We start from the raw sequence: 23,102 nt of genomic DNA on the forward strand, positions 1-23,102 counted from the left end.
ACGAGGCGCCCCCTAGAAAAACAGGATTTGTTGAGATAAGGACAACCAGAGCACTCCTGTATCCAACAAATATTTGAACATTACAGCCGCTCCCAGTAGGCCTCTCCCACAGATCTACGGCGAAATCACCCGTCTAGATGTGGAAATAATCGACAACCCGCTGCATTTTCAAGGCTAATATTTCGACGCGGAAAGCGGGCTGCACTACAACCGGCATCGCTACTACAATCCGGATATTGGGCGTTATCTGACGCCGGACCCGGTGAAGTTGGCGGGTGGGATTAATGGGTATCGGTATGTGCCCAATCCTACGGGGTGGGTGGATGCGTTAGGTTTGAGCACGTGTCCGGGTGGGGATGATTGCAAGCCACAATCAAAAATACAGACCCCAACCAAGCAAGCAAAAGTTAATGAGCAGTCCCCACCAGTTCCAGCGACCCAGAAATCGAAGAGTTATCTGTACCGCGGAGACTCAAGAGAGCCAGATGAAATATTTGAAAAAAGATTTGAGAGCAGAGGAACGAGCACAGATCTTTACTTACACGCCTTAAACAAGGCCAGCCCTCCCAGATACTTTGTTCCAACCTCCACTTCGAGGAAACAAGCGTTAGTATTTGCTACAGGGTTTGGGTTCGAGGAGGGTTTTCTTTACACGCTTAAAAAAATCCCGGGAAGGGACGTAAACAAAGAGCTGGGCGTAAAATCGAAGCACAAAAAAGAATTAGAAATTGCCATCCCTGGCCGTATCGCACCCAAAGACATTTTAGGTGCATCTCCAGTCAATGAAGACGTCACCTATAAGGGATACACAATATTGAACCCGAATAGGGAGTACCCATGAAATCACGTGAGATAACCATCATCAACAACGGCATCCGTGAAAATGCAGTGATCGAATATGAGGGTGGAAAACCGACCCTTACTCTACTGCTTGCGAATGGAGTAAGAAAAGCCTATTCAGCTCTCGACCTGTACGATAGTTTCGGTTTATTAAGAGCTGACCTGAAAAATATAAAATTTTTATGCAAAGGCGCAAAAATCAACGTCCATACGTCAGGAATGTCCTCGCAGATGTCAAATGGCTTGGTTGCTTACGAACTGACCATGGGACAGCCCGATGGTGAGCTTGTACATATTTTCAATTACGAGGAAAAAGATCTCACTAACGACATACAAGAACAACATAACTTCTGTCAGCGGTGGGCTGAATCGCTACAGGAGTGACTACTTAATCACCAATCATCAATTACTGTGAGCGCGCTTGCTCGTGCAGCGCGCCATAATTTGGTTTCCAACTCGACCACCGGATACCCGACGCCATGAATCAAGGCTATTCAATTCCAAGCCAAAACAGGGGATAAAATGGACACACAGAAAATAAGCTCAATAATCAACAACGAAAAAACAGAAGTCACCGTAAAATACGACACTGCAAACCTTACAATGACATTTTCAGAAGCTGATAATTTTAAAAAAACCTACACAGGCAAAGACATCTACGACTGCCTAGCTAATATTAGAGCAGAGTTTCCGAATATAACCTTTCTATGCAAGGGCGCAAAAATAAATGTCAAACCATCCAGAATGGCATCCCAAATGAGCGCAGGGTTGGTCGCATATGAAATGACTTTAGGCAAACAAGCAACCAACGAAAACATTGTTCACTTATTTGACTACGAAGAAGAGAACCTTACGAATGATCCTCAAGAACAAGCTGAATTCTTTAAAAAATGGTTGGCTTCGTTAGGCGCACAAGACTATGAAAAATTTAACTAAATGATAAACACGCCCCCCCCTGACACTACATCGTTTGTAGTGAGCGAGCTTACTCGCGCCGGGCCGCGCAGCGGCCCCCACCCAGGCAACGCGTTTATTCAATCCGGTCCGGACTGTCCTTGTTGGGGCTGCTTCGCAGCCCAGCGCGAGCAAGCTCGCTCACTACCATTACCCGTTAGCCGGTCCCGAGTGGGTGTTCCTCAATGAGATATTTAGAAACAGAAACTGATGCAGCCTTAGAAAACTTATCCATTGAGAAAAAAGCTCAACACCAGTGAGTTGAAGGTGCTGACTTCCGCCCTTTGCTAAGTTTTCTACTACTGACCGGATACCCAATAGTTCAATGAATAAGCCACTGACAGAACTCCAGCAATTTCTGGGGGCGTACTTCAACCAAGACTGGACAGAGGAACACTCCTCGGCCGACGAAGTGGTTAACGCATTCCTGCACGACTCACCTAGGGAAACAATCATTACCGTAAAAGGAGAAATTTTAGAGCTGATAAATTCACATGCAAATGAATTAGACCTTCAAAAAAACCTGCTGCATGAGCAGTACTGCTACTACCACTATGCATCTCAGTGGAAGTCAGGGAGGTTATGGCTTGAGCACATAATCGAGATCTTCAACGAATATTTAAAACACAAAAATATTCGTCAAGAATAAAGTAGGAATTCCTTCCTCGAGAACAAACCAACTCCCACCGATTGAACTACTTAAACAAAACAATCCGTGGGAGCCAAAACTCACCGCTTCACCACCCCTCCTTCAACATCCGCAACTCCAAGCACTGCAACAACATAATCGTCTTCCCATCCACAATCTCCCCACTCTGCACCATCCCCAGCGCCTGCTCAAACCCCAACTCCAGCACCTCAATATCCTCGCCCTCCTCCTCCAATCCACCGCCTGCCCCCACTTGATCGGACGGTTGATACTCACCGAAAAAGAAGTGAATCCGCTCCGTCACAGACCCCGGGCTCATGAACGCCGCATAGATCTTCTCTACATGGCCGACTCGATACCCCGTCTCTTCCTCCGCCTCCAGGCGAATACGCTCTTCCGGGCTGGCGTTGTCCAGTAACCCGGCGGCGGCTTCGATCAGGTAGCCGTGGTAATCATTGACGAAGGTGGGCATGCGGAACTGGCGGGTCAGCAGCACCGTGCGTTGCTCGCGGTTGTACAGCAGGATGGTCGCGCCATTGCCGCGGTCGTAGACCTCGCGGTTCTGGGTTTGCCAGCTGCCGTCGCGGCGGCGCAGGTCGAAGGTGTATTTTTTAAGCAGGTACCAGTTTTTCGAAAGGGTCTCTTCGGCGGTGATGCGAACGGGGCTGTTGTCCATGGTCAGGCCTTTGCTCAAAGGAACGCGAGCATGTCGCGATGGCGAGGCCAGCGTCAAGCCGGTTGCATGCAGATACAATCGCGCTCCTTAGGGATTTTCTCCGGGTTCAAGCAAATGATGCTGCACATTCCGACGCTATTGATGGTGGCCGTGTTCGTGTTTTGCCTGATGGGCCTGCTCACCGCGCATGCCTGGAGCCGCGGCCGCGAGCCGACCCTGGGTTATCTGGGGAGCATGCTGTTGCTGGCGGCACTGGGCACCGGGTTGGTTGTGGTGCGCGGCGCGGGCATGGACTTTGTCGCGTTGATCATCGGCAATGTAGTGTTACTGCTCAGCGCGGCGATGAACTGGACGGCCATGCGTGCGTTTGTGCAGCGCAAGCCCAATGTGCCGGGGATCTTCGCCGGTTGTGGACTGTGGATGCTGATGTGTCTGGTGCCGCAGTTCTATGGCTCGTTGTCGGCGCGGGTGACGCTGTATTCGCTGCTGGCCGCCAGTTACGGCGTGTTGTCGGCACTGGAGTTATGGCGCAAGCGCGACACCCTGGAAGTGGCCTACGCACCGGCATTGGTGCTGACCCTGTGGCACACCGGGTTCTATGTCATCCGCGCCTTCGCCGACACCGGCCTGCCGATCAAAAGTGGCCAAACCTCGGGCGGTGAAGGCGTACCGTTTTTCTCGTTCATGTTGTTCGAGTCCATGCTGTACGCCATTGGCATTGCCTACGTCACGCTGGCGATGGTCAAGGAGCGTGCCGAACTGCGCTTCAAGGCGGCGGCCTTCAGTGACGCATTGACCGGTATCGGCAATCGCCGCGCGTTTATGCTCAAGGGGGAACAACTGCTGGAGGACAGCGACCGGCGCCAGCAAAGCGTGGCGCTGTTACTGTGTGATCTGGACCACTTCAAGCGCTTGAACGACAGCTTCGGCCACCCCATGGGCGACCGGGCGCTGATCGCATTCGCCCAGGTGTCTCAGGCCATGTTGCGCAAGAGCGACGTGTTCGCGCGTATCGGCGGTGAAGAGTTCGCCTGCCTGCTGGCCGACACTGATGACGCTATCGCGTTCGACGTCGCTGAGCGCATCCGTCAGGCCTTTGCGCAGTTGGACCTGCTGGCACCGGGGTTCCTCAGCGTGAGCATCGGTATTGCCACCACTGACAAAGCCGGTCATACGCTCTCGCACCTGCTGTCCCAGGCCGACCAGGCGCTGTACCGGGCCAAGGCCCAGGGCCGCAACCGGGTTCAGTTGGTGGCGAGCGTCTAAGCCTGTTTGATACGCGGCCAGGCCGCGGCAACTTCTTCAGCGCTGCCCGCCTTGATCCGGGCCAGGTTGCGCGGGTAGTCCACTCCGGGGTTTTCCGTAAAACGCGTGGCGGTGAACTGGCCGTTACTGGCGCGCAGGATGTAGCCGGTGTCTGCACACTGCGTGGAGGCGAGGAACAACACCCCTGGTGTCACCCACTCCGGCTTGAGTTCGTCCGGTTCTTCAGTCACCCCCCACATGCGCGTCTTGGCCACCGGCGAGATCGCATTGACTTTGACGCCCCCCTCCAGGCCCTCATGACTCAATGCGTTCATGATCCCCAGTTGTGCCATCTTGCCGGCGCTGTAGGCCACCAGGCCGGTTTGCTCATACTGCGCGTACATCGCGCGGTCGGAGGTGGTGAGGATGATGCGTGGCGCGGGGGAACGCAGCAGATGCGGCCAGGCGTGCTTGCACAACCACAGCGGGGCATAGAGGTTGATGTCCATGGCACGTTGCAGGAACGCGGCGTCGAGGTCAGCGATGTTCTGGTAACCCACCCAGCCGGCGTTGTGAATCAGGATGTCGAGTTGGCCGAAGGCCTCGAGGGTGTAAGCAACCAACTGCCGGCAACCCTCGTTCGTGGACAGGTCACCGCCATGGCCGATAACGGCAAGGCCTTGCGCCTGCAAGGCTTGCGCCGCAGCCTGGACAACCGTCGCATCGCTGCCTTCGCCCGCGCTGTCGGCACCGATGTCGCTGATCACCACCCGTGCACCGCCCAGGGCCAGTGCCCGCGCGTAATTGAGTCCCAACCCGCGTGCGCCGCCGGTGACAATGGCGGTTTTGCCTGTGAAATCCATGTGTGTGCTCTCCTGTTCGGCGGCCCACCCTAACAATCTCTGCACGTTTTGTTCAACGCGGTAACACTTTGCAAGAAATACTCGTGCGCGGCGGTCGAATTAATTCCTGCCTACCCAGGCCATCTGTTAAAACCCCTGCTTCACCTTCGCCCTGGAACCTTCATGTCGTCACGTTTTCTGTCGCGCCCACGCCTGCGTCGCTTCTCCCTGTTGTGCATGGCGTTGTTGATCATCGGCCTGCCGGTGGGTTGCAGCGTGCTGCAACACAAAGAGCGCGAGCTGGTGTTTCGCATCGAACCGGGTACCGCCGGTTGGTACACCGGCTTGCCCAAGGCGGTGCAGGAATTCGAGCTCAAGCCCGCCAGCTTCAAGTCGGGACAGAACATCCACGCCTGGTGGTACCCGGCAGCCAAGAAGGACGCCCCCGCCATCCTTTACCTGCACGGCGTGCGCTGGAACCTCACCGGGCAGTTGTTTCGCATCGAGCAATTGCACGCGCTGGGCTATTCGGTGCTGGCCATCGACTATCGCGGTTTCGGCCAGAGCCACGGCGAGCTGCCGTCGGAAACCACGGTGTACGAAGATGCGCGCATCGCCTGGGAACGTTTCCAGACCCTGCAACCCGACCCGAGCAAACGCCTGATCTACGGGCACTCCCTCGGTGGCGCGGTGGCGATCGACCTGGCAGCGGAGTTGGGCAAGCAGCTGCCGTTGCCGGTACGGGGACTGGTGATCGAGTCCACGTTCACTTCGTTGGCAGATGTGGCCACGGCGGTGGCGAACACGTCGTTGCCGGTGCGTTGGTTGCTGTCGCAGAAATTCGATTCCATCGACAAGATTGCCGACATCCGCATGCCGCTGCTGGTGGTGCATGGCCTCGATGATCGCTACGTGCCGCCGCGTTTCAGCGAGCAGTTATTCAAGGCCGCCCAGGAACCCAAGCGCCTGATGCTGGTGCCCGGCGCCAGCCATAACAACAGCATGAGCCTGGCCGGTCGCAGTTACGGCCAGGCGTTGGACAAATTGATGCAAGCGAAGATGCCAGCCCAGGTGGTGACACACTCCACAGGCCGCAACGGCGACTCATAAAACGGCTTTTCGGCACTGGGTTCGCGCTTGCGTGTCAAGCGCCAACCCTGGCCATACTGGCCCGCGCCGGCAGTTGATCAAATATTAACCTTTGGTTAAATCGCCATACCCGCCGGGGTCTTGCAAAGTTATCCACAGAGATACCCACGGTTTTCGTGGACAACTCTTTTTACTTTTTTACGATTTTTTTGCTGAGCAAAGGCTTTCGGGAAATGTACCCGGCAGCAAAATCTCGCGATTCACATCGCGTATATCGTTATAGCCACACAGCGCCATCGACACGTCCAGTTCACGGGCGATGATCTCAAGAGCCTTGGTCACGCCCGCCTCGCCCAACGCCCCCAAACCGTACAAATGCGGGCGACCGATCATGGTGCCTTTTGCGCCCAGCGCCATCGCCTTGAGCACGTCCTGGCCGGAACGGATACCACCATCGAGCCACACTTCGATGCGCTCACCCACCGCGTCGACAATCGCCGGCAATTGGCTGATGCTCGACGGCGCGCCATCCAGCTGGCGGCCACCGTGATTGCTCACCACCAGCGCGTCCGCACCGGCGTTGGCCGCCAGCCGCGCGTCTTCCACATCAAGGATGCCCTTGATGATCAACTTGCCGCCCCAGCACTTCTTGATCCAATCCACATCGTCCCAGCTCAGGCGCGGGTCGAATTGCTGGGCGGTCCACGACGACAACGAACTCATGTCCGCCACGCCTTTGACATGCCCGACGATATTGCCGAAGCCCCGGCGTTTTGTGCCGAGCATGCCCATCACCCAACGCGGCTTGGTGGCCATGTTGAGGATATTCGCCAGGGTCAGCTTGGGCGGCGCCGACAGGCCGTTGATCAAATCCTTGTGGCGCTGCCCGAGGATCTGCAGGTCGAGGGTCAACACCAGGGCGTCCACTCCGGCAGCCTTGGCGCGTTCGATCAATTGCTCGATAAAACTGCGGTCACGCATCACGTACAGCTGGAACCAGAACGGCTGGCCGACGTGTTCAGCGATGTCTTCCAGGGAGCAGATGCTCATGGTCGACAACGTATAGCGCAGGCCAAATGCAGCGGCCGCACGGGCCGTGAGGATCTCGCCATCGGCATGTTGCATGCCCGCCAGGCCGGTCGGCGCCAAGGCAACGGGCATTGCCATGTCCTGGCCGATCATGGTCGCGCGGATCGAACGTTCATCGATGTTGCGCGCCACCCGTTGGCGGAATTTGATGTGGGCAAAATCGCTTTCGTTGGCGCGATAAGTACTTTCAGTCCAGGAGCCGGAATCGGCGTAATCGTAGAACATCCTTGGGACCCGTTTTTGCGCCAGCTTGCGTAAATCTTCGATGGTGGTGATCAACGACATCTGAGTGACCTCTCCCTGAACTGAGCACAGAGAGTAACCGCCCATCGGCTATGCAACCAGCCATTGCGTTTGCAACGGCGGGCGACTAGTCTCGCATAAACCCGCAAAAAAGCGCACAAACATGCACAACACCCATGAAGCCATCGACCTGCCTTCCCTGCGCAAACAGAAGATCCTGTTACTGCTGGAGCGCGACGGCAAGGTCACCGCGTCGGAATTGGTAGAGCACTTTGCCGTGTCCCAGGACACCATCCGCCGTGACCTCGGCGAACTCGCCGCCGCCGGCTTGCTGCAACGGGTGCACGGCGGCGCCCTGCCCCGGCCCAAGGACACCGGCAAGGACTTTTTCACCCGCGTCGGCGAGACCAATCAGGCCAAGCGCCGGCTCGCGCAACTGGCCGCAGAACAGGTGGAAGACGGCCAGATCGTGCTGTTCGACTCCGGTTCCACCACATTGCAGATTGCGCAGTCACTGCCACGCTCGATCCGCCTGACCGTCGTGACCCCGTCGCCGATGATCGCCATCGCGCTGGCGGACCATCCGCAGGTCAACGTGATCCTCGCGGGTGGCCAGCTCAACCCGGCGACCTTGTCCACCAGCGGCCAGGAAGCCGTGCGCCTGATTCAGAGCGTCAAGGCTGACGTGCTGTTTACCGGCGTCTGCGCCTTGCACCCGCAGGTCGGGATCAGCTCGCTGCATTTCGATGAAGTGGCGGTCAAACAGGCCCTGCTCGATAGCGCCTCCCATGTGGTGGCGGTGACCATGGCCGACAAGCTCGGTGCGGTGGAGCCCTTTGTGGTGGCGCCGTGCAGCCGTATTCACACACTGATCACCGAGTGGCATGTGCCGAGTGTGGAGGCGTATGAACAGTTGGGGTTGCAAGTGCTGCGAGTGGAAGTCGAATAGCACAACGAAAACAGGCGCCGCAATGGCGCCTGTTTTCTATACGGTCCTGGTTCAATTTTTACCCTGTTGTGGCATCTCGCGTTTCGGCCCGAACATCGCCCAGGCGATCAGCCCAAACAGCGGCACAAAAATCAGAATCACCAACCATAATCCTTTCGACTCCCAGCCCCCTGTGCTGCGCAAAACGATATTGATTGCCCACAATTCCAACAGCAGCAGGATCACTGCCAAACCGATCCAAATGTATTGAATTTCCATGCTTCACCTCCTAGGTCGTGTGCGTTAGGTCAAGCAACGGCCGCCAGGGTTCATAAAACTTTGCACAAAAAACCGGGGGTTGTGGAATGCAACGTGCCACGCGGTCAACCATGCAACCTGCACGACAGCCTGGCTTTCACAGAACCCGTATCCAATTGAATTACCTGACTATTTTAAAACCGCTCAGGTTGGTACGACTGATGCACTCCAGTACGGGACGAGGCGTGCATTTCGACACGCCCTGGTTCTCCTGTGAGGTATCACCCATGAATGCCATTGATCTGCTCAAAGCCGACCACGAACGCGTAAAGGCCCTGTTGACTCAATTGAGTGAGTCCACTGAACGCGGGGTAAAAAAACGCACTGAACTGTTGGCCAAGCTGGAGGCGGAAATCAGTTTGCATACCAAACTTGAGGAAGAAATCCTCTACCCGGCTTTCAGGAAAGCCGGTGGCAAGGAACAGGACATCATGTATCACGAGGCCAAGGAAGAGCACCGCACCGTCGACTCCCTGGTATTGCCCGACCTTAAACAGACCGAACCTTCAACCACAGAATTCTCCGGACGCGTCAAAGTGGTCAAGGAACTGTTGGAGCACCACATCGAGGAAGAAGAAACCGAGATGTTCCCGCAGGCGAAAAAGCTGCTGGGCAAGGCGCGCCTTGAAGAGCTGGGCGCCGAAATGGAAGCGATGAAAGCGGCGCACAAGAAATTGCAGTCCAGCAAGCCAATGGCGGCTTAACCGCGCAAACCTGCTCAGGCAGCTGACGGCTCATCGGTGACTGGCGGCTCGGGCACAACGCCCCAGTCGCCATGTTCATACCAGTCATCACCCAGCATCTCCGCCGGGTGCATTGTACGATCGGCCCCGTTGCCGCAGGCCAGGTCGGTCGCGGCGCAGTAGCGGTCACAGCCCCAGCAGATACGCTCGGGGTGCTTGGGGTGCAGTGGGAAAGGCTTGGCCATGATCGGGTTCCCTGGCGGCTGGCTATGCCTGCAACGTACCTGGATGGCACTCACCTGGCCTTGACCGGCATCAAGCCCGGCAATCATGAAATATCCTCGAAACTTGACAAGAATCATTATTATTCACGCCAGACCTTCCTAGACTCGGGCTCCCTCTCCCCACCCGTCAGGAAGCCTCCATGCGTACCTCTTCTTTGCTGCCCATCGCCCTGCTGCTGAGCACCTCGGCGGCACTCGCCAAGGAATACCCGATCGGCGAACCGCAACACTGCCCAGGGCTTGAAATCGGCGCGGTGTACCTGCAACCGATCGAGATGGCACCCGCCGGCATGATGCGCGCCACGGCCGATTCCGATGTGCACCTGGAAGCGGATGTGCGCGCCACCGCGGACAATGCCCAGGGCTTTCAGGAAGGCAGTTTCGTCCCCTATCTGAACCTGTCGTTCACCCTGAAAAAACACGGCAGCGAAACACCCATCAACGGCGATTTCCACGCCATGGTCGCCAACGACGGGCCGCACTACGGCGACAACGTCAAGCTGCAAGGCCCCGGTAAATACACCCTCACCTTCACCGTGCTGCCGCCCTCCGGCCACCACTCCCTGGGCCTGCACACCGACAAGGAAACCGGGGTCGCCCCGTGGTTCGAACGCTGTGAAGTGCACTACGAATTCGTCTATGCCGGCATCGGCAAAAAAGGCGGCTATTGATGCGCCCTGCCCTGTGGCTGGGCGGCGTTCTGCTGAATGGCACGGCGTTGGCGGCGCCGTTGCCGGTGTATGAACTGAGCCTGCAGGACGGTCACTTCAACCCGCCACAACTGGCCGTCAAGGCTGGCGAGCGCTTCAAGATCGTGCTCAAGAATATCGGCCAGGGCCCGGCGGAATTTGAAAGCACGCCCTTGCGGGTGGAGAAGGTGTTGTCGCCCGGCGTGACCACCTTCGTGGTGATCCACCCGCTCCAGCCCGGCGTGTATCCGTTCTTCGACGAGTTCAATCCCCATCTGCCCGAAGGCAGCATCCGCGCCGACTAGGAGCCGTTGATGAATCAATCGATGTTCATTGTGTGGCGCGAAAGCGTCGAGGCGCTGTTGGTGATCGGCATCCTGCAAGCCTGGATCAGCCGTCAGGCCGGTCATTCGCGCCTGGCGCGTTTCCTGTGGGCCGGGGTGCTGCTGGGGCTGCTCGGCTCCGCCGGTTTGGCCGGGTTGATGCTGTGGGCTGGCGAAACCATGAGCGGTGCCGAGGGCGAATGGCTGCAAGCGGCGCTCACACTGATCGCCAGCGGCTTGATGGTGCAGATGGTGTTCTGGATGCATCGCCACGCGCCCACCCTCAAACACCGCCTGGTGAGTGAAGCCGACCAGCGCCTGGCCAGTCACGGCGGCTGGGGGGTGCTGCTGTTGGCGCTGTTGGCGGTCAGCCGCGAAGGCAGTGAGACCGTGGTGTTTTTGTAAGGTGCCGGTGCGCGCCTGCACGACGAGGCGCTGGGGTTGTTCGCCATCGGCGGCGTGCTCGGCCTGGTGCTGGCCGGGCTCACGGTGCTGCTGTTGCGCGGCAGCCGACGGTTCATCTCCTGGTCGGGATTTTTCGCCCTCAGCGAAGCGTTGCTGTTGCTGCTCGGCGGTGCCTTGCTGGTGGCAGCGGTGGACCGTATCAGCGGGCAACTGCTGGCCATGGACATGCCCGACTGGGTCTATGCGGCCTTTGGCGACAGCCGCTGGGACAGCAGCGCCTTGCTCAGTGACAGCCACGGCCTGGGCGCCTTGCTCGCCGACTTCGCCGGCTACCGCGCAGCGCCGAGCCTGGTCAGCGTATTGGTGCTGCTCGGCTACTGGCTGCTGGTGGGCGGCGGCCTGCGCCGGGCGCGGCGCGTAGCATGAGCCGCCTGCAACAGTTGGGCGATGGCATGCGCCGTCACGCACGGTTGATCCGTGCCGTGCAATGGGCTGTGGTGCTGGTGTACGCCGCCCTGCTGGTGGTGCCGGCGCTGCTGCCACTGCCGGACAGCCAGGCGCGTGCGCTGGGCAACCTGACGCTGCTCGCGCAGTTCGTGTTCTGGGGGATCTGGTGGCCGTTCGTGTTGCTGTCGATGGCGCTGTTCGGGCGCCTGTGGTGCGGCGTGCTGTGCCCGGAAGGTTCGCTGAGCGAATGGGCCAGCACCCACGGGCGCGGCCTCGGCATTCCGCGCTGGCTGCGCTGGGGCGGCTGGCCCACCGTGGGGTTTTGCCTGACCACCGTCTACGGCCAACTCATCAGCGTGTATGACTACGCCCAGGCCGCGCTGCTGATCCTCGGCGGCTCGACCCTGGCCGCCGTGGTGGTCGGCTTGCTGTTCGTGCGCGGCAAGCGCGTGTGGTGCCGCTACCTGTGCCCGGTCAGCGGCGTGTTCGCCCTGCTCGCGCGCCTGGCGCCGGTGCACTTCGCGGTGGATGAACAACGCTGGAAAGCCAACACCGCACCGCGCCTGCCACTGCCCAACTGTGCGCCGCTCCTGGACATTCGCCGCCTGCAAGGCGCCAGCGATTGCCACGCTTGCGGGCGTTGCAGCGGCCAACGCGGCGCCGTGCAACTGATCGCCCGCTCGTGCAACCAGGAAATCCTCCAGGCCCCACGCCAACCGGCCAACCCCTGGGACGCACGCCTGCTGTTGTTCGGCGTGATCGGCCTGGCCATGGGCGCCTTCCAATGGACCGTCAGCCCCTGGTTCATCGCCCTCAAGCAACACCTCGCCGAATGGTTGATCAGCCGCGACTGGCTATGGCCGCTGCAAGACAACGCACCCTGGTGGCTGCTCACTCACTACCCGCAACTCAACGACAGCTTCAGTTGGCTGGATGGTCTGTGCATCCTGCTGTACCTGGCGGGCAGTTCACTGCTATTCGGTGGCGGCGGCTGGCTGCTGTTGCGCCTGGCCGCGTATTTGGCGGGCGATCGCGCACTGTTTCGGCCCCTGGCCCTGACCCTCACGCCCTTGGGTGGTGCGGGATTGTTTTTGGGATTGTCGGCGACCACGGTGAAATTGCTGCGCTACGAAGGATGGCTGCTGGCATGGGTGCAACCATTGCGGGCGGTGATATTGCTGGCGGCGATAGGCTGGTGCCTGTGGTTGGCGTGGCAACAACTCAAGGGCCTGCCTCGCGGGCGGGCGTGGCTGTGTGTGCTGATGAGTACCGGGTTGATCGGTTATGGCTGGTGGCTGCAGTTCTGGGGCTGGGCCAGTTGAGTTAGGCAAACCCAATGCGGGGAGGAGGCACGCCCCCTCCCACCTTTTCCAAACCCACTCTAGACCTTGAAGCGCGCCACCGTCTGGTGCAGCGCACTCGCCATCCCCGCCAGGTCATGGCCTGCCGTCTCGGTGTGCAACGCCCCTTGCAGCACCTGCTGCGACAAGCTGCGAATACCCACCAGATTGCGATCCACCTCCCGCGCCACCAGCGCCTGTTCCTCGGTGGCACTGGCGATCATCAGGTTGCGCTCGTTGATCTGCGAGATCGACCGGGTGATTTCCTCCAGCGCCTCGCCCGAGCGTTGTGCCACGCCAAGCGTCGCCTGTACCCGTTCGCTGCTGCTGTGCATCGCCGCCACCGCATGTTCGGTGTCTTCGCGGATGTTGCCGATCATCTGCTCGATCTCCTGGGTCGAGGCCTGGGTGCGATGGGCCAGCGCGCGTACTTCATCGGCCACCACCGCAAAGCCACGTCCGGCATCGCCAGCGCGGGCGGCTTCGATGGCGGCGTTGAGGGCCAGCAGGTTGGTCTGGTCGGCAATGCTGCGGATCACTTCAAGCACGCCGCTGATGTCTTGCACACGCCCGGCCAGTTGCTGGATGCGCTCGGAGGTTTCCACCACGCCGGTGGCCAGGGTGTTGATCGACGCCACGGTCTCCTGGACCTGCGCCCGCCCACGCTGGGCAGTCTGCTCCGACAGGCGCGAAGCCTCGCTGGTGCTCACCGCATTGCGCGCCACTTCGTCCACCGCTGCCGTCATCTCGTTGACCGCCGTGGCCGCCTGTTCGATCTCCTGGCCCTGGGACTGCAAGCTGCTGCTGGTCTGGCTGCTCACCGCGCTCAACTCTTCGGAGGAACTGGCCACGCCGTCCACCGACGCTGCAATGTGCCGCACCATCTGGTTAAGGTTCTGCTGCATCTGGTGCAGGTTGCGCATCACACTGCCCTCGGCACTATTGCCCACCGGCACGACGATGGTCAGGTCGCCCTGGGCAATATGGCTCAACACCCGCGCCGCCTCATCCGGCTCGCCGCCCAATGGGCGAATAACGCTGCGGGTGACGATCACGGCCGCCGCGACCACCAGCGCCAGACACAGCAGGAACAGGCCGAGCATGTTGCGCCGCGCCTCGTCATACAGGGTCTGCGCCGCCTGCTCGCGCTCGGCGAACAACCGCCCCTGCATCGCCATCAGCGCGTCCAGGCTCTTGAATACCTGCGCTTCAGCCGGCATCACCTGTTGCTTGAGCTGGGCCAGGCCCTGCTCGCGAGCGCCCTGCTTGATCAGCGCCTGCACCTGGGTGAAGGCGGCCACGTAAGTCTCGCGATGGGTTTTCAAGGTGGCGTAGGCAGCCTTGCCTTCGGCGCTGTCGAGCAGCGGTTCAAGGGTGGCAAACGCCTGGGTGATGCGCTGGCGCGTGGCGCCGATGGCCTCCTGGGCCTGCGGGTTGTCCTGGTCGATCAGCAAGTCGCGGGTGTTGCGCCCGTTATCGCGCACACCCGTGGCGATCACCATGATCGGTGCGATCCGCGGCCAGTCCTGCTGCACGATCTGCTCGGACTGCTGTTTGAGGGTTGCCAGGTCGTGCAAGGCGTAAAACACCAAGCCCACCAGGGCCAGCGGCGCAATCGCGAAGCCGATGACAATGCGTTGTGCCGTGGTTAACTGCGTCATTCTGAACATTCCTTGATGAACACCTGCCCACCATGGGCAGCATCTGTAAAAAGCCGGTTGAGGGTGCTGGTCACCCTCGCAATACAAAAGCGGGAAACAACTCGCGGATACGCCCCCACAACTCCGGTAACCGCACCTGCAGCGGCGAACTCGGCAGCTGCGTATCGAGCATGCTGGCGGTCCGTACCATCTGCACGGCAAAGCGCTGCACACCTGCGGCTTGCAAACGCTGGGCCAGCAGCAGCAGGCGTGCGGGATCGATCAAGTGCCAATGCACGGTGGTGCGGCACTCGTAATCCACGCCACTGGCGAGCAAGGTGTCGAGGCTGCGCCAATTGGCGGCGCCGCTGCCCTTGACCTGGGTCACCGACTGGCAATCCTCGGCCAGCGCCTTGACGTCAAACCCGACCCAATCGGCATGCCGCAATGCATTGGCAAAGCCTGCCGGCTTGATCCCCGCGCTGTGCAAACCAATGCGAAAACCCAGCGCGCGCACTTCATCCATGGCCGCCGGCAAGCCTTCCTGCAAGGTCGGTTCGCCGCCGCTGAATACCACCGCGTCGAGCAGGTCCTGGCGGCGCTGCAGAAACAGCAACACCCGGCGCCAATCAATCTCCGTGCTGGCGCGCGGCGGGATCAGGTCCGGGTTGTGGCAGTAACGACAACGCCAGGCACAGCCCTGGCAGAACAGCACGCAGGCGAGCATGCCGGGGTAGTCGAGGGTGGTCAGGGGCACCAGGCCCCCGACCCGTAGCGCTCGACTCATTGGCGCCCGGCCGCAGCGGCCGTTTCGGTAAAGTGCACACGCTCCTGGTGCTCGGATTGCTTGCCGGGGTTGAACGCCGAGACTGGTCGGTGATAACCCATCACCCGGGTCCAGACTTCGCAGCGCTGACGTTGTGGCTGGGTTGCTTGCATAGTGACTCTCCTTGGGGTTGAAAAAAGCTTATCGGGCCGCGGCCAGGACCTCGTCGCACTTGGGGCAGAACTCATGTTCACCCGCCAGGTAGCCGTGCACCGGGCAGATCGAAAACGTCGGCGTGACCGTCAGGTACGGCAGGCGGAAACGCCCCAGCGCCTTGCGCACCAACTGCTTGCAGGCCTGGGTCGAGGAAATCTGCTCGGCCATGTACAGGTGCAACACGGTGCCGCCGGTGTATTTGCATTGCAGTTCGTCTTGCAGCTCCAGGGCTTCGAACGGGTCCTGGGTGAAGCCCACCGGCAATTGAGAGGAGTTGGTGTAGTACGGCGCGACCGCGCTGCCCGCTTGCAGGATCTGCGGAAAGCGCTTGCGGTCTTCCTTGGCGAAACGGTAGGTGGTGCCTTCCGCCGGGGTCGCTTCGAGGTTGTAGAGGTGGCCGGTTTCTTCCTGGAACCGCAGCAAGGTGGCGCGCACGTGGTCAAGCAGCTTGAGCGCGAATTCGCGGCCCTGGGCGGTGTGCATGCCCTGCTCGTCGTCGCTGAAATTGCGCAGCATCTCGTGCATGCCGTTGAGGCCGATGGTCGAGAAGTGATTGCGCAGCGTGCCCAGGTAACGCTTGGTGTACGGGTAGAGCCCGGCGTCCATATGGTGCTGGATCACCTTGCGCTTGACCTCCAGGCTTTCCATCGCCAGTTCCATCAGGTTGTCCAGGCGTTGCAACAAGCCCGAGGTATTGCCCTTGAACAGATAGCCCAGGCGCGCGCAGTTGATCGTCACCACGCCGAGGCTGCCGGTCTGCTCCGCCGAACCGAACAGGCCGCCGCCGCGCTTGAGCAATTCGCGCACATCCAGTTGCAGGCGGCAGCACATCGAGCGCACCTGATTGGGTTGCATGTCGGAGTTGAGGAAGTTCTGGAAATACGGCAAGCCGTAGCGCGCCGTCATCTCGAACAGGCGGTCGGCGTTGGGGCTGTCCCAGGGGAAATCGTGGGTGATGTTGTAGGTCGGAATCGGGAAGGTGAACACCCGGCCCTTGGCGTCCCCGGCCTGCATCACTTCGATGTAGGCACGGTTGATCAACTCCATTTCGGCTTGCAGGTCCCCATAGGCGAACGGCATTTCCTCACCGCCGATCACCGGAACTTGCTCGCGCAGGTCTTCAGGGCACACCCAGTCGAAGGTCAGGTTGGTAAATGGCGTCTGGGTGCCCCAGCGCGACGGCACGTTGAGGTTGTAGATGAACTCTTGCAACGCCTGGCGTACTTCGGGGTAGCTCAACTGATCCTTGCGCACATAGGGCGCCAGGTAAGTATCGAACGAGCTGAACGCCTGGGCCCCGGCCCACTCGTTTTGCAGGGTGCCGAGGAAGTTGACCATCTGCCCCAGGGCGCTGCTCAAGTGCTTCGGCGGCCCCGCCTCGACCCGGCCCGGCACGCCGTTGAGGCCTTCATGCAACAACGAGCGCAGCGACCAGCCAGCGCAATAACCGGCGAGCATGTCCAGGTCATGGATATGCAGGTCGGCCTCGCGATGCGCACGGCCGATCGCCTCGCTGTAGACCTCATCCAGCCAGTAATTGGCGGTGACCTTGCCCGCCACATTCAGCACCAGCCCACCGAGGGAATAGCCCTGGTTGGCATTCGCCTGCACGCGCCAGTCTTCACGGTCGAGGTATTCGTTCATCGACGTGGCGACTTCCACCAGAGTCTTGCGATCGCGGCGCAAGCGGCCGTGCTGCTCGCGGTAGACGATGTAGGCGCGCATCGACAGGAAGTAACCGGCGTCCATCAATACACGTTCGACGCTGTCCTGGATTTGTTCCACGTCCAGCCGTTCGATCCCCCGCAGCCGAGCCAGCACCGCGCCCAGCAACACGTCGACTTCGGCGGCCTGGTACTCAGCGGTGGCGTTGCCGGCGGCGATCAGGGCTTGGCGGATTTTTTCGGCGTCGAAGGGGGCCAGGGTGCCGTCGCGCTTGTAGAGATGGGTGCTGGCCAGCGGGGTGAGAGCGGTTTGCATTGGGAGGCTCCAGACACTACATATAGATGGTTTTGATTCTTTTGACACAATATGCAGTGATGTTACGGAGGTTGGTTTGGGCGACCATTGATCGGGGTCAAGTTTTTTCAGATCGTGCCCATAACCATTGCTTCGGTAACGGCGGCCATTGGTTCCGCCCTTACGGCGGGTCACTTTTGGAAAAGCCCCAAAGTAACCAAAAGGCCTTCGCCCCAACACTCGGCGCCTCGCTTAGGCTCGGTATGCCCGTAATCCAACATGGAGTTGGGGGGGCCGCCTAAGATCAAAAGCCAGAGCCAGAGCAAACCGCAGTTCCATCTGAATACATGGAGATCCAAATGTGGGAGCGGGCTTGCTCGCGAATGCGGTGTGTCAGTCCACTCATTCATCGGCTGATCCACTGCATTCGCGAGCAAGCCCGCTCCCACAGTTTTGAACCCGTTCACCCCGCACACGCCGGTCGGCTTTAAGGCCGCCGCGCTCTGGCTTTTGATCTTACTTGCCCCGTCAAACACGCTGGCCGGAAAGTGACCCGCTGTAAGAGCGGAACCATCGGTGGCCGTTACCGAAAAAACGGCTATGTACACAAGGCCAATCACCCCCCACTCATATTCATAAACCGCACCACCTGCACCTCCCCCGCCCCGGTGAAATCATGGCGCAACGGCTTACCCCGCAACGCCTTGTGCAACGCCTCGATCAGCGGTTGATCGTCCAGTGGATAGCGCCTGAGCAACCCACGCAGATCCAACGCATCCTCCTGCCCCAGGCACAACAACAAACGCCCCTCCACCGTCATGCGTACCCGGTTGCAACTGCCGCAAAAGTTGTGCGAGTTCGGCGAGATAAACCCGATGCGCGTGCCCGGATGCCGTGCCAGACGCACATAGCGCGCCGGGCCGCCGCTGCTCTCGGCGCTGTCGAGCAGCTCATATTCCCGGGCGATCACGGCGCGCACCTCGTCACTGGGGCAAAACGTCTCGCCCCGCGAACGGCCCACATCGCCCAGGGGCATTTCCTCGATGAAGCTGATGTCGATACCCTGCTCGATCGCATAACGCACCAACGCCGGCACCTCGTCGAAGTTGCGCCCCTTCATTACCACGCAGTTGAGCTTGACCCGCTCGAACCCCGCCACGCTGGCCGCCTCGATGCCGCCCAGCACCTGGTGCAAATCACCGTTGCGCGTGATCGCGCGAAACCGCTCGGGATCAAGGCTGTCGAGGCTGATATTCATGCGCTTGACCCCCGCCGCCGCCAACGGCCGCGCCAACCGCACCAGCTGCGAGCCGTTGCTGGTCATCACCAGCTCGCGCAACCCGGGCAGCGCAGCGATGTTGCGACACAGCTCGACAATGCCCGGCCGGATCAGCGGCTCACCGCCGGTGAGGCGGATCTTGCGCACGCCCTGCCCCACAAACAGCGCGGCCAGGCGTTGCAGTTCTTCCAGGCTCAGCACCTGCTGGCGTGGCAGAAAGGTCATGGTTTTCGCCATGCAGTACACACAGCGAAAATCACAACGGTCGGTCACCGACAGGCGCAGGTAGTCAATCGAACGGCCGAGCCCATCCACCAGGCTCATATCACTGCACCAACGGCGAGTCGGCGCCCTGCAAGGCGAGGCCACGGATGTCCGCCGCGCCAATCAGGGTTTGCAGGTACTGCACCAGCGCCTTCTGCCACACGCCCTGCTGCAACTGGGTGCGGATCGCGCCGGCCACCGCTTCATAGGGCAACGGCTGGCCTTCGACGCGCTGGTCGATGCTGATCACGTGCCAGCCGTAGCGGCTTTCCAGGGGTTTTTCGGCCAGCCCCGGGGCCAGCGTGAACAGTTGCCGCTCCAGTTCCGGCACGGTCTGGCCCTTGCTGATCTGGCCCAACGAACCGCCCTGAGCCTTGGACGGGCACGCCGAGTACTTGAGGGCCAACTCGGCAAAACTGCCAGGCTCCTGGGTCAGGCTCAGCAGCAGGATTTCGGCCTGTACATGGGCCAGCTGCCGCGCTTCGGCATCGTCCGGCGCGCATTCGAGCAGGATGTGCCGCACCGCCAGCAACGGCGCGCTGTGGAAGCGCCCGCGATTGCTTTCGAAGTAATGCAGGCAGGTCGCCTCATCACACTGCGGCACGCTGATTTCACGCTCCAGCAGCAAACGCGTAGCCGCTTCCTCTTCGTTCTCGCCGGGGCCGATGTCCATGGCCAGGCCGAGTTCGGCAATGCGCTGCTGCAACAGCTCGCGGATCACCAACGCCCGGGCGGCCAGGTACACCGCCGATTCACGGCTCTCGGCCGGGTGGTATTGCAACTCCAGGGCCATCGCCTCGGGCGCGATGGGCACACCGTTGACGCTGATGATCGGCCATTCCTGTTCACTGCTGGCGATCAATTCAGGTGCCGCTGGCACCACCTCCACTTGAGGTTCCGGCGCTGGCGCCGACGACCCACAACCCCCGCCACATCCGCATCCTGTTGTCATGACCGTCTCCTCACGCCTTCTGCCGTACGATTTGATAACGCCGTCCCAGGTACCAGATCGGTGCGCTGACCACGTGCACCAAGCGGGTAAACGGGAACAGCACGAACAAGGTCAGGCCCAGTGCCACGTGGGCCTTGTAGATCAGCGACACCGGCGCAATCGACGCCGCCGCTTCCACCGGCCGCAGCAGCACCACGTTCTGCGCCCAGTCGGCGAGCATCACCATCACCGAGCCGTCCATATGGCCAGTGGAGGCGACGATGGTCAGCAAGCCCAGCAGCAACTGCGCGAGCAGCACCAGCAGGATCAGGATGTCCGACGCACTCGACGTCGCCCGCACCCGTGGATCACCCAGGCGCCGCTTGACCAGCATCAACAGGCCCACCAGGCACAGCAGGCCGAAAAACCCACCGGAGACCATCGCCAGCAGTTGCTTGTGTTCGGTGCTGATCACGTGGTGATACACCGACGCCGGGGTGAGCAGGCCGACAAAATGCCCGGCCAGCACAAACAGCACGCCGACATGGAACAGGTTGCTCGCCACACGCATGCCACGGTTGCTCAGCATCTGGCTGGAACCGGCCTTCCAGGTGTACTGCGACAGGTCGAACCGCGCCCAACTGCCCAACAGGCAGATCGCCAGGGCGACATAGGGATAGATCCCGAATACCAGCAAATTCCACTTAGACATTACCCACCTCCCCGGCCGGCACGGCGGCCGGCCCTTGCTGCTGAAAATCCACCCAGTGCAACGGCACCGCACTTTCCTCGCGGGCCTTGCCCGGTGCGCTCGGCATCGAACTGCAACGGTCCTGCTGTTCGGCCTGCATAAAGTCCACGGCCTCCTCTTCCCACACCTTGTCGAGGGCCTCGAGGGAGTCGTCACGCGGCTCGGCGGCGACCTGGGCACGCACCTCGGCCACGGCCTGGTGCGGCTCGGCGCCGGCGATCTGCAACAACGCGCGAAAGCAACTGGCATAGGCGCTTTCGCGCTCCTCCAGACGTGCGCCGAGCAAGGCCAACAGATGCGCCACATCCGCCAGGCCCTCGCGGGCCTCGATGTCTTCGCGGGTCGACAAGAACTCCAGGTACAGCGGGATGTAGTCCGGCAGCTCCTTGACGCCGATGGCAAACCCGGCGGCCTCGTACTGAGCCATCATGTCGACCATGGCCTGGCCACGGTCGCGGGACTCGCCATGCACGTGCTCGAACAACAGCAGCGACAACGAACGCCCACGGCCAAACAGCGCGCCGTAGTGTTCCTGGCCATCCATCAGGTCGTTGGCGCAGATCAGTTCCAGCAGCTCGAACAGCGCACCGCGTTGCTTGGGGCTGATTTCCCGCGACTCGATGATCGCCTGCTCCAATTCATCGCGGCCGCTCACCAGGCGCTCGGTGGGATAGTCCAGCAGCAGCGAAATCACTTTAAGAATGCGCATGGCTCAGTCCTCCCAGATCTGGACGGTTTTCAACACGTCGCGGCGGTTGGCCTTCTTGGCGCCGAACATATTGGTGTCGGAACTGCCGCTGCAGCCGCTGCCAAAGCTGAAACCACAACCGGAACGCTCGGCGAACGCGTCGCTCATGGCGTCTTCGCGGTGCGCACTCGGCACCACAAACCGGTCCTCGTAGTTGGCGATGGCCAGGTAGCGATACATCTCCTCCACCTGAGGCACCGTCAGGCCAACGTCTTCGAGCACTTGCAGATCCTGCACGCCGTCGACTTGCTGGGAACGCTTGAACGCACGCATCGCCAGCAAGCGTTTCAGCGCGCGCTTGACCGGTTTTTCATCGCCCGCCGTGAGCATGTTGGCCAGGTAGCGCAGGGGGATGCGCAGGCTGTCGACATCCGGGATCACCCCGTTCATGCCCACGGTGCCAGCGGCCGCTGCGTTCTGGATGGGCGAAAGTGGCGGCACGTACCAGACCATCGGCAAGGTGCGGTATTCGGGGTGCAGCGGCAGCGCGAGTTTCCAGTCCACGGCCATTTTGTACACCGGCGAGCGCTGCGCCGAGTCGATCACCGACTGTGGCACGCCATCGGCCAGGGCCTGGCGGATCACCGCCGGGTCGTTGGGGTCGAGGAAAATTTCCAGCTGTTTCTCGTACAGATCCTGCTCGCTGGCGGTGCTCGCCACTTCGCTGATGCGGTCGGCGTCATACAGCAACACGCCGAGGTAGCGAATGCGACCGACGCAGGTTTCGGCGCACACCGTCGGCATGCCGGCCTCGATGCGCGGGTAGCAGAAGATGCACTTCTCGGACTTGCCGCTCTTCCAGTTGAAGTAGATTTTCTTGTACGGGCAGCCGCTGATGCACATGCGCCAGCCACGGCATTTTTCCTGGTCGATCAGCACGATGCCGTCTTCTTCGCGCTTGTAGATCGCGCCGCTGGGGCACGATGCCGCGCACGCCGGGTTGAGGCAGTGCTCGCACAGGCGCGGCAGGTACATCATGAAGGTGTTTTCGTACTCACCGTAGATGTCGGCCTGGATCTGGTCGAAGTTCTTGTCCTTGCGACGCTTGGCGAATTCGGTGCCGAGGATTTCCTCCCAGTTCGGGCCCCACTCGATTTTCTGCATGCGCTTGCCCGACACCACCGAACGTGGGCGTGCAGTGGGTTGGTGTTCGCCCAGCGGTGCAGTGTGCAGGTGCTGGTAGTCAAAATCGAACGGCTCGTAGTAGTCGTCCAGGCCCGGCAGGTCAGGGTTGGCGAAGATGTTCGCGAGCACGCGGAACTTGCCGCCGATGCGCGGGTTGATCGTGCCGTTGGCGTTGCGCTGCCAGCCGCCCTTCCACTTGTCCTGGTTTTCCCACTCCTTGGGGTAGCCGATGCCGGGCTTGGATTCGACGTTGTTGAACCACGCGTATTCCATGCCTTCGCGGCTGGTCCAGACGTTTTTGCAGGTGATCGAGCAAGTGTGGCAGCCGATGCATTTGTCCAGGTTGAGGACCATGCCGATTTGTGAGCGGATTTTCATC

Annotated in this window: 24 protein-coding genes and 2 pseudogenes; 12 read left to right on the forward strand and 14 right to left on the reverse strand. The window is 60.6% G+C overall.

From position 1 onward, the window contains the following. Positions 1-115: 115 nt before the first annotated feature. The 4 genes and pseudogenes from AC3ISR_RS15865 to AC3ISR_RS15880 form a co-directional block, all read left to right on the forward strand. Positions 116-841 (forward strand): annotated as a pseudogene (locus AC3ISR_RS15865) (RHS repeat-associated core domain-containing protein); the annotation flags it as partial. Continuing rightward, positions 838-1,224, forward strand: coding sequence for a hypothetical protein (locus AC3ISR_RS15870; protein WP_463984982.1), 387 nt, complete (start codon positions 838-840; stop codon positions 1,222-1,224). The pseudogene AC3ISR_RS15865 and the gene AC3ISR_RS15870, both read left to right, overlap by 4 nt. 138 nt (positions 1,225-1,362) lie before the next feature. Then, entirely contained in the window at positions 1,363-1,776 is a 414-nt protein-coding gene (locus AC3ISR_RS15875; protein ID WP_463984981.1) for a hypothetical protein, read from the forward strand. Positions 1,777-2,119: 343 nt separating this feature from the next. Then, positions 2,120-2,443 carry a contact-dependent growth inhibition system immunity protein gene (locus AC3ISR_RS15880; protein ID WP_463984980.1) on the forward strand — a complete coding sequence of 108 codons (324 nt, stop codon included), beginning with the start codon at positions 2,120-2,122 and terminating at the stop codon, positions 2,441-2,443. 88 nt (positions 2,444-2,531) lie between these two features. Here the strand turns inward: AC3ISR_RS15880 and AC3ISR_RS15885 are convergent, their stop codons facing one another. Next, the gene (locus AC3ISR_RS15885) at positions 2,532-3,119 is read right to left on the reverse strand and encodes an NUDIX domain-containing protein (protein ID WP_192300717.1); all 588 of its coding nucleotides are present in this window, start codon (positions 3,117-3,119) and stop codon (positions 2,532-2,534) included. 114 nt (positions 3,120-3,233) lie between these two features. On the opposite strand from AC3ISR_RS15885, the gene AC3ISR_RS15890 reads away from it, so the two are divergent. Further along, entirely contained in the window at positions 3,234-4,385 is a 1,152-nt protein-coding gene (locus AC3ISR_RS15890) for a GGDEF domain-containing protein (protein ID WP_463984984.1), read from the forward strand. On the opposite strand, the gene AC3ISR_RS15895 is transcribed toward AC3ISR_RS15890, so the two are convergent. Further along, positions 4,382-5,227 carry an SDR family NAD(P)-dependent oxidoreductase gene (locus AC3ISR_RS15895; protein ID WP_226457769.1) on the reverse strand — a complete coding sequence of 282 codons (846 nt, stop codon included), beginning with the start codon at positions 5,225-5,227 and terminating at the stop codon, positions 4,382-4,384. The genes AC3ISR_RS15890 and AC3ISR_RS15895 overlap by 4 nt on opposite strands. 162 nt (positions 5,228-5,389) lie before the next feature. On the opposite strand from AC3ISR_RS15895, the gene AC3ISR_RS15900 reads away from it, so the two are divergent. Continuing rightward, a complete protein-coding gene (locus AC3ISR_RS15900) occupies positions 5,390-6,316 on the forward strand; it encodes an alpha/beta hydrolase (RefSeq protein WP_463984979.1) in 927 nt (308 codons plus the stop codon). Between the two features lie 177 nt (positions 6,317-6,493). Here the strand turns inward: AC3ISR_RS15900 and AC3ISR_RS15905 are convergent, their stop codons facing one another. After that, positions 6,494-7,669, reverse strand: a complete 1,176-nt coding sequence (locus tag AC3ISR_RS15905; RefSeq protein WP_463984978.1) for an alpha-hydroxy acid oxidase — start codon at positions 7,667-7,669, stop codon at positions 6,494-6,496. 121 nt (positions 7,670-7,790) lie between these two features. Between AC3ISR_RS15905 and AC3ISR_RS15910 the strand changes: the two genes are divergently transcribed. After that, on the forward strand, positions 7,791-8,576 hold the full coding sequence (locus AC3ISR_RS15910; RefSeq protein ID WP_192300720.1) for a DeoR/GlpR family DNA-binding transcription regulator: 786 nt from the start codon (positions 7,791-7,793) through the stop codon (positions 8,574-8,576). A 51-nt stretch (positions 8,577-8,627) separates the two neighbouring features. Here AC3ISR_RS15910 and AC3ISR_RS15915 read toward each other — a convergent pair whose 3' ends face one another. Then, positions 8,628-8,834 carry a PLDc N-terminal domain-containing protein gene (locus AC3ISR_RS15915; RefSeq protein ID WP_192300721.1) on the reverse strand — a complete coding sequence of 69 codons (207 nt, stop codon included), beginning with the start codon at positions 8,832-8,834 and terminating at the stop codon, positions 8,628-8,630. Positions 8,835-9,100: 266 nt separating this feature from the next. Between AC3ISR_RS15915 and AC3ISR_RS15920 the strand changes: the two genes are divergently transcribed. Next, a complete protein-coding gene (locus AC3ISR_RS15920) occupies positions 9,101-9,577 on the forward strand; it encodes a PA2171 family ribosome-binding persister protein (protein ID WP_192300800.1) in 477 nt (158 codons plus the stop codon). 14 nt (positions 9,578-9,591) lie between these two features. Here the strand turns inward: AC3ISR_RS15920 and AC3ISR_RS15925 are convergent, their stop codons facing one another. Further along, the gene (locus AC3ISR_RS15925; RefSeq protein WP_226457772.1) at positions 9,592-9,801 is read right to left on the reverse strand and encodes a DUF3079 domain-containing protein; all 210 of its coding nucleotides are present in this window, start codon (positions 9,799-9,801) and stop codon (positions 9,592-9,594) included. Between the two features lie 179 nt (positions 9,802-9,980). On the opposite strand from AC3ISR_RS15925, the gene AC3ISR_RS15930 reads away from it, so the two are divergent. The 4 genes and pseudogenes from AC3ISR_RS15930 to AC3ISR_RS15945 all read left to right on the forward strand — a co-directional run bounded on the left by AC3ISR_RS15930 (position 9,981) and on the right by AC3ISR_RS15945 (position 13,026). After that, a complete protein-coding gene (locus AC3ISR_RS15930; RefSeq protein ID WP_463984977.1) occupies positions 9,981-10,511 on the forward strand; it encodes an iron transporter in 531 nt (176 codons plus the stop codon). After that, positions 10,511-10,834 carry a cupredoxin domain-containing protein gene (locus tag AC3ISR_RS15935; RefSeq protein WP_463984976.1) on the forward strand — a complete coding sequence of 108 codons (324 nt, stop codon included), beginning with the start codon at positions 10,511-10,513 and terminating at the stop codon, positions 10,832-10,834. Before AC3ISR_RS15930 ends, AC3ISR_RS15935 begins: the two co-directional genes overlap by 1 nt. Positions 10,835-10,843: 9 nt before the next feature. After that, a pseudogene (locus AC3ISR_RS15940) lies at positions 10,844-11,683 on the forward strand (FTR1 family iron permease). Then, positions 11,680-13,026 (forward strand): 4Fe-4S binding protein, encoded by a 1,347-nt coding sequence (locus AC3ISR_RS15945; protein ID WP_463984974.1) that lies wholly within the window; start codon positions 11,680-11,682, stop codon positions 13,024-13,026. The pseudogene AC3ISR_RS15940 and the gene AC3ISR_RS15945 overlap by 4 nt, the downstream one beginning before the upstream one ends. A 59-nt stretch (positions 13,027-13,085) precedes the next feature. Here the strand turns inward: AC3ISR_RS15945 and AC3ISR_RS15950 are convergent, their stop codons facing one another. The 9 genes from AC3ISR_RS15950 to narH form a co-directional block, all read right to left on the reverse strand. Continuing rightward, positions 13,086-14,705: a methyl-accepting chemotaxis protein gene (locus tag AC3ISR_RS15950; RefSeq protein WP_226457777.1), complete on the reverse strand. Its 1,620-nt coding sequence runs from the start codon at positions 14,703-14,705 to the stop codon at positions 13,086-13,088. Between the two features lie 70 nt (positions 14,706-14,775). Next, positions 14,776-15,471, reverse strand: a complete 696-nt coding sequence (locus AC3ISR_RS15955) for an anaerobic ribonucleoside-triphosphate reductase activating protein (protein ID WP_192300727.1) — start codon at positions 15,469-15,471, stop codon at positions 14,776-14,778. After that, positions 15,468-15,623 carry an anaerobic ribonucleoside-triphosphate reductase gene (gene nrdD, locus AC3ISR_RS15960; RefSeq protein WP_192300728.1) on the reverse strand — a complete coding sequence of 52 codons (156 nt, stop codon included), beginning with the start codon at positions 15,621-15,623 and terminating at the stop codon, positions 15,468-15,470. Before nrdD ends, AC3ISR_RS15955 begins: the two co-directional genes overlap by 4 nt. A 28-nt stretch (positions 15,624-15,651) precedes the next feature. Then, a complete protein-coding gene (locus AC3ISR_RS15965; protein WP_463984973.1) occupies positions 15,652-17,646 on the reverse strand; it encodes a ribonucleoside triphosphate reductase in 1,995 nt (664 codons plus the stop codon). 595 nt (positions 17,647-18,241) lie between these two features. Further along, positions 18,242-19,228 carry a GTP 3',8-cyclase MoaA gene (gene moaA, locus AC3ISR_RS15970; protein ID WP_192300730.1) on the reverse strand — a complete coding sequence of 329 codons (987 nt, stop codon included), beginning with the start codon at positions 19,226-19,228 and terminating at the stop codon, positions 18,242-18,244. A gap of 1 nt (position 19,229) precedes the next feature. Next, complete coding sequence (locus tag AC3ISR_RS15975; RefSeq protein WP_463984972.1) at positions 19,230-20,120, reverse strand: peptidylprolyl isomerase; 891 nt, start codon at positions 20,118-20,120, stop codon at positions 19,230-19,232. A gap of 10 nt (positions 20,121-20,130) precedes the next feature. After that, a complete protein-coding gene (gene narI, locus AC3ISR_RS15980; RefSeq protein WP_192300732.1) occupies positions 20,131-20,811 on the reverse strand; it encodes a respiratory nitrate reductase subunit gamma in 681 nt (226 codons plus the stop codon). Next, a complete protein-coding gene (gene narJ, locus AC3ISR_RS15985; protein WP_463984971.1) occupies positions 20,804-21,559 on the reverse strand; it encodes a nitrate reductase molybdenum cofactor assembly chaperone in 756 nt (251 codons plus the stop codon). Before narJ ends, narI begins: the two co-directional genes overlap by 8 nt. 3 nt (positions 21,560-21,562) lie before the next feature. Beyond that, on the reverse strand, positions 21,563-23,101 hold the full coding sequence (narH, locus tag AC3ISR_RS15990; protein WP_192300734.1) for a nitrate reductase subunit beta: 1,539 nt from the start codon (positions 23,099-23,101) through the stop codon (positions 21,563-21,565). Between the last annotated feature and the right edge of the window lies 1 nt (position 23,102).

The organism is Pseudomonas sp. GL_117, assembly GCF_057835125.1.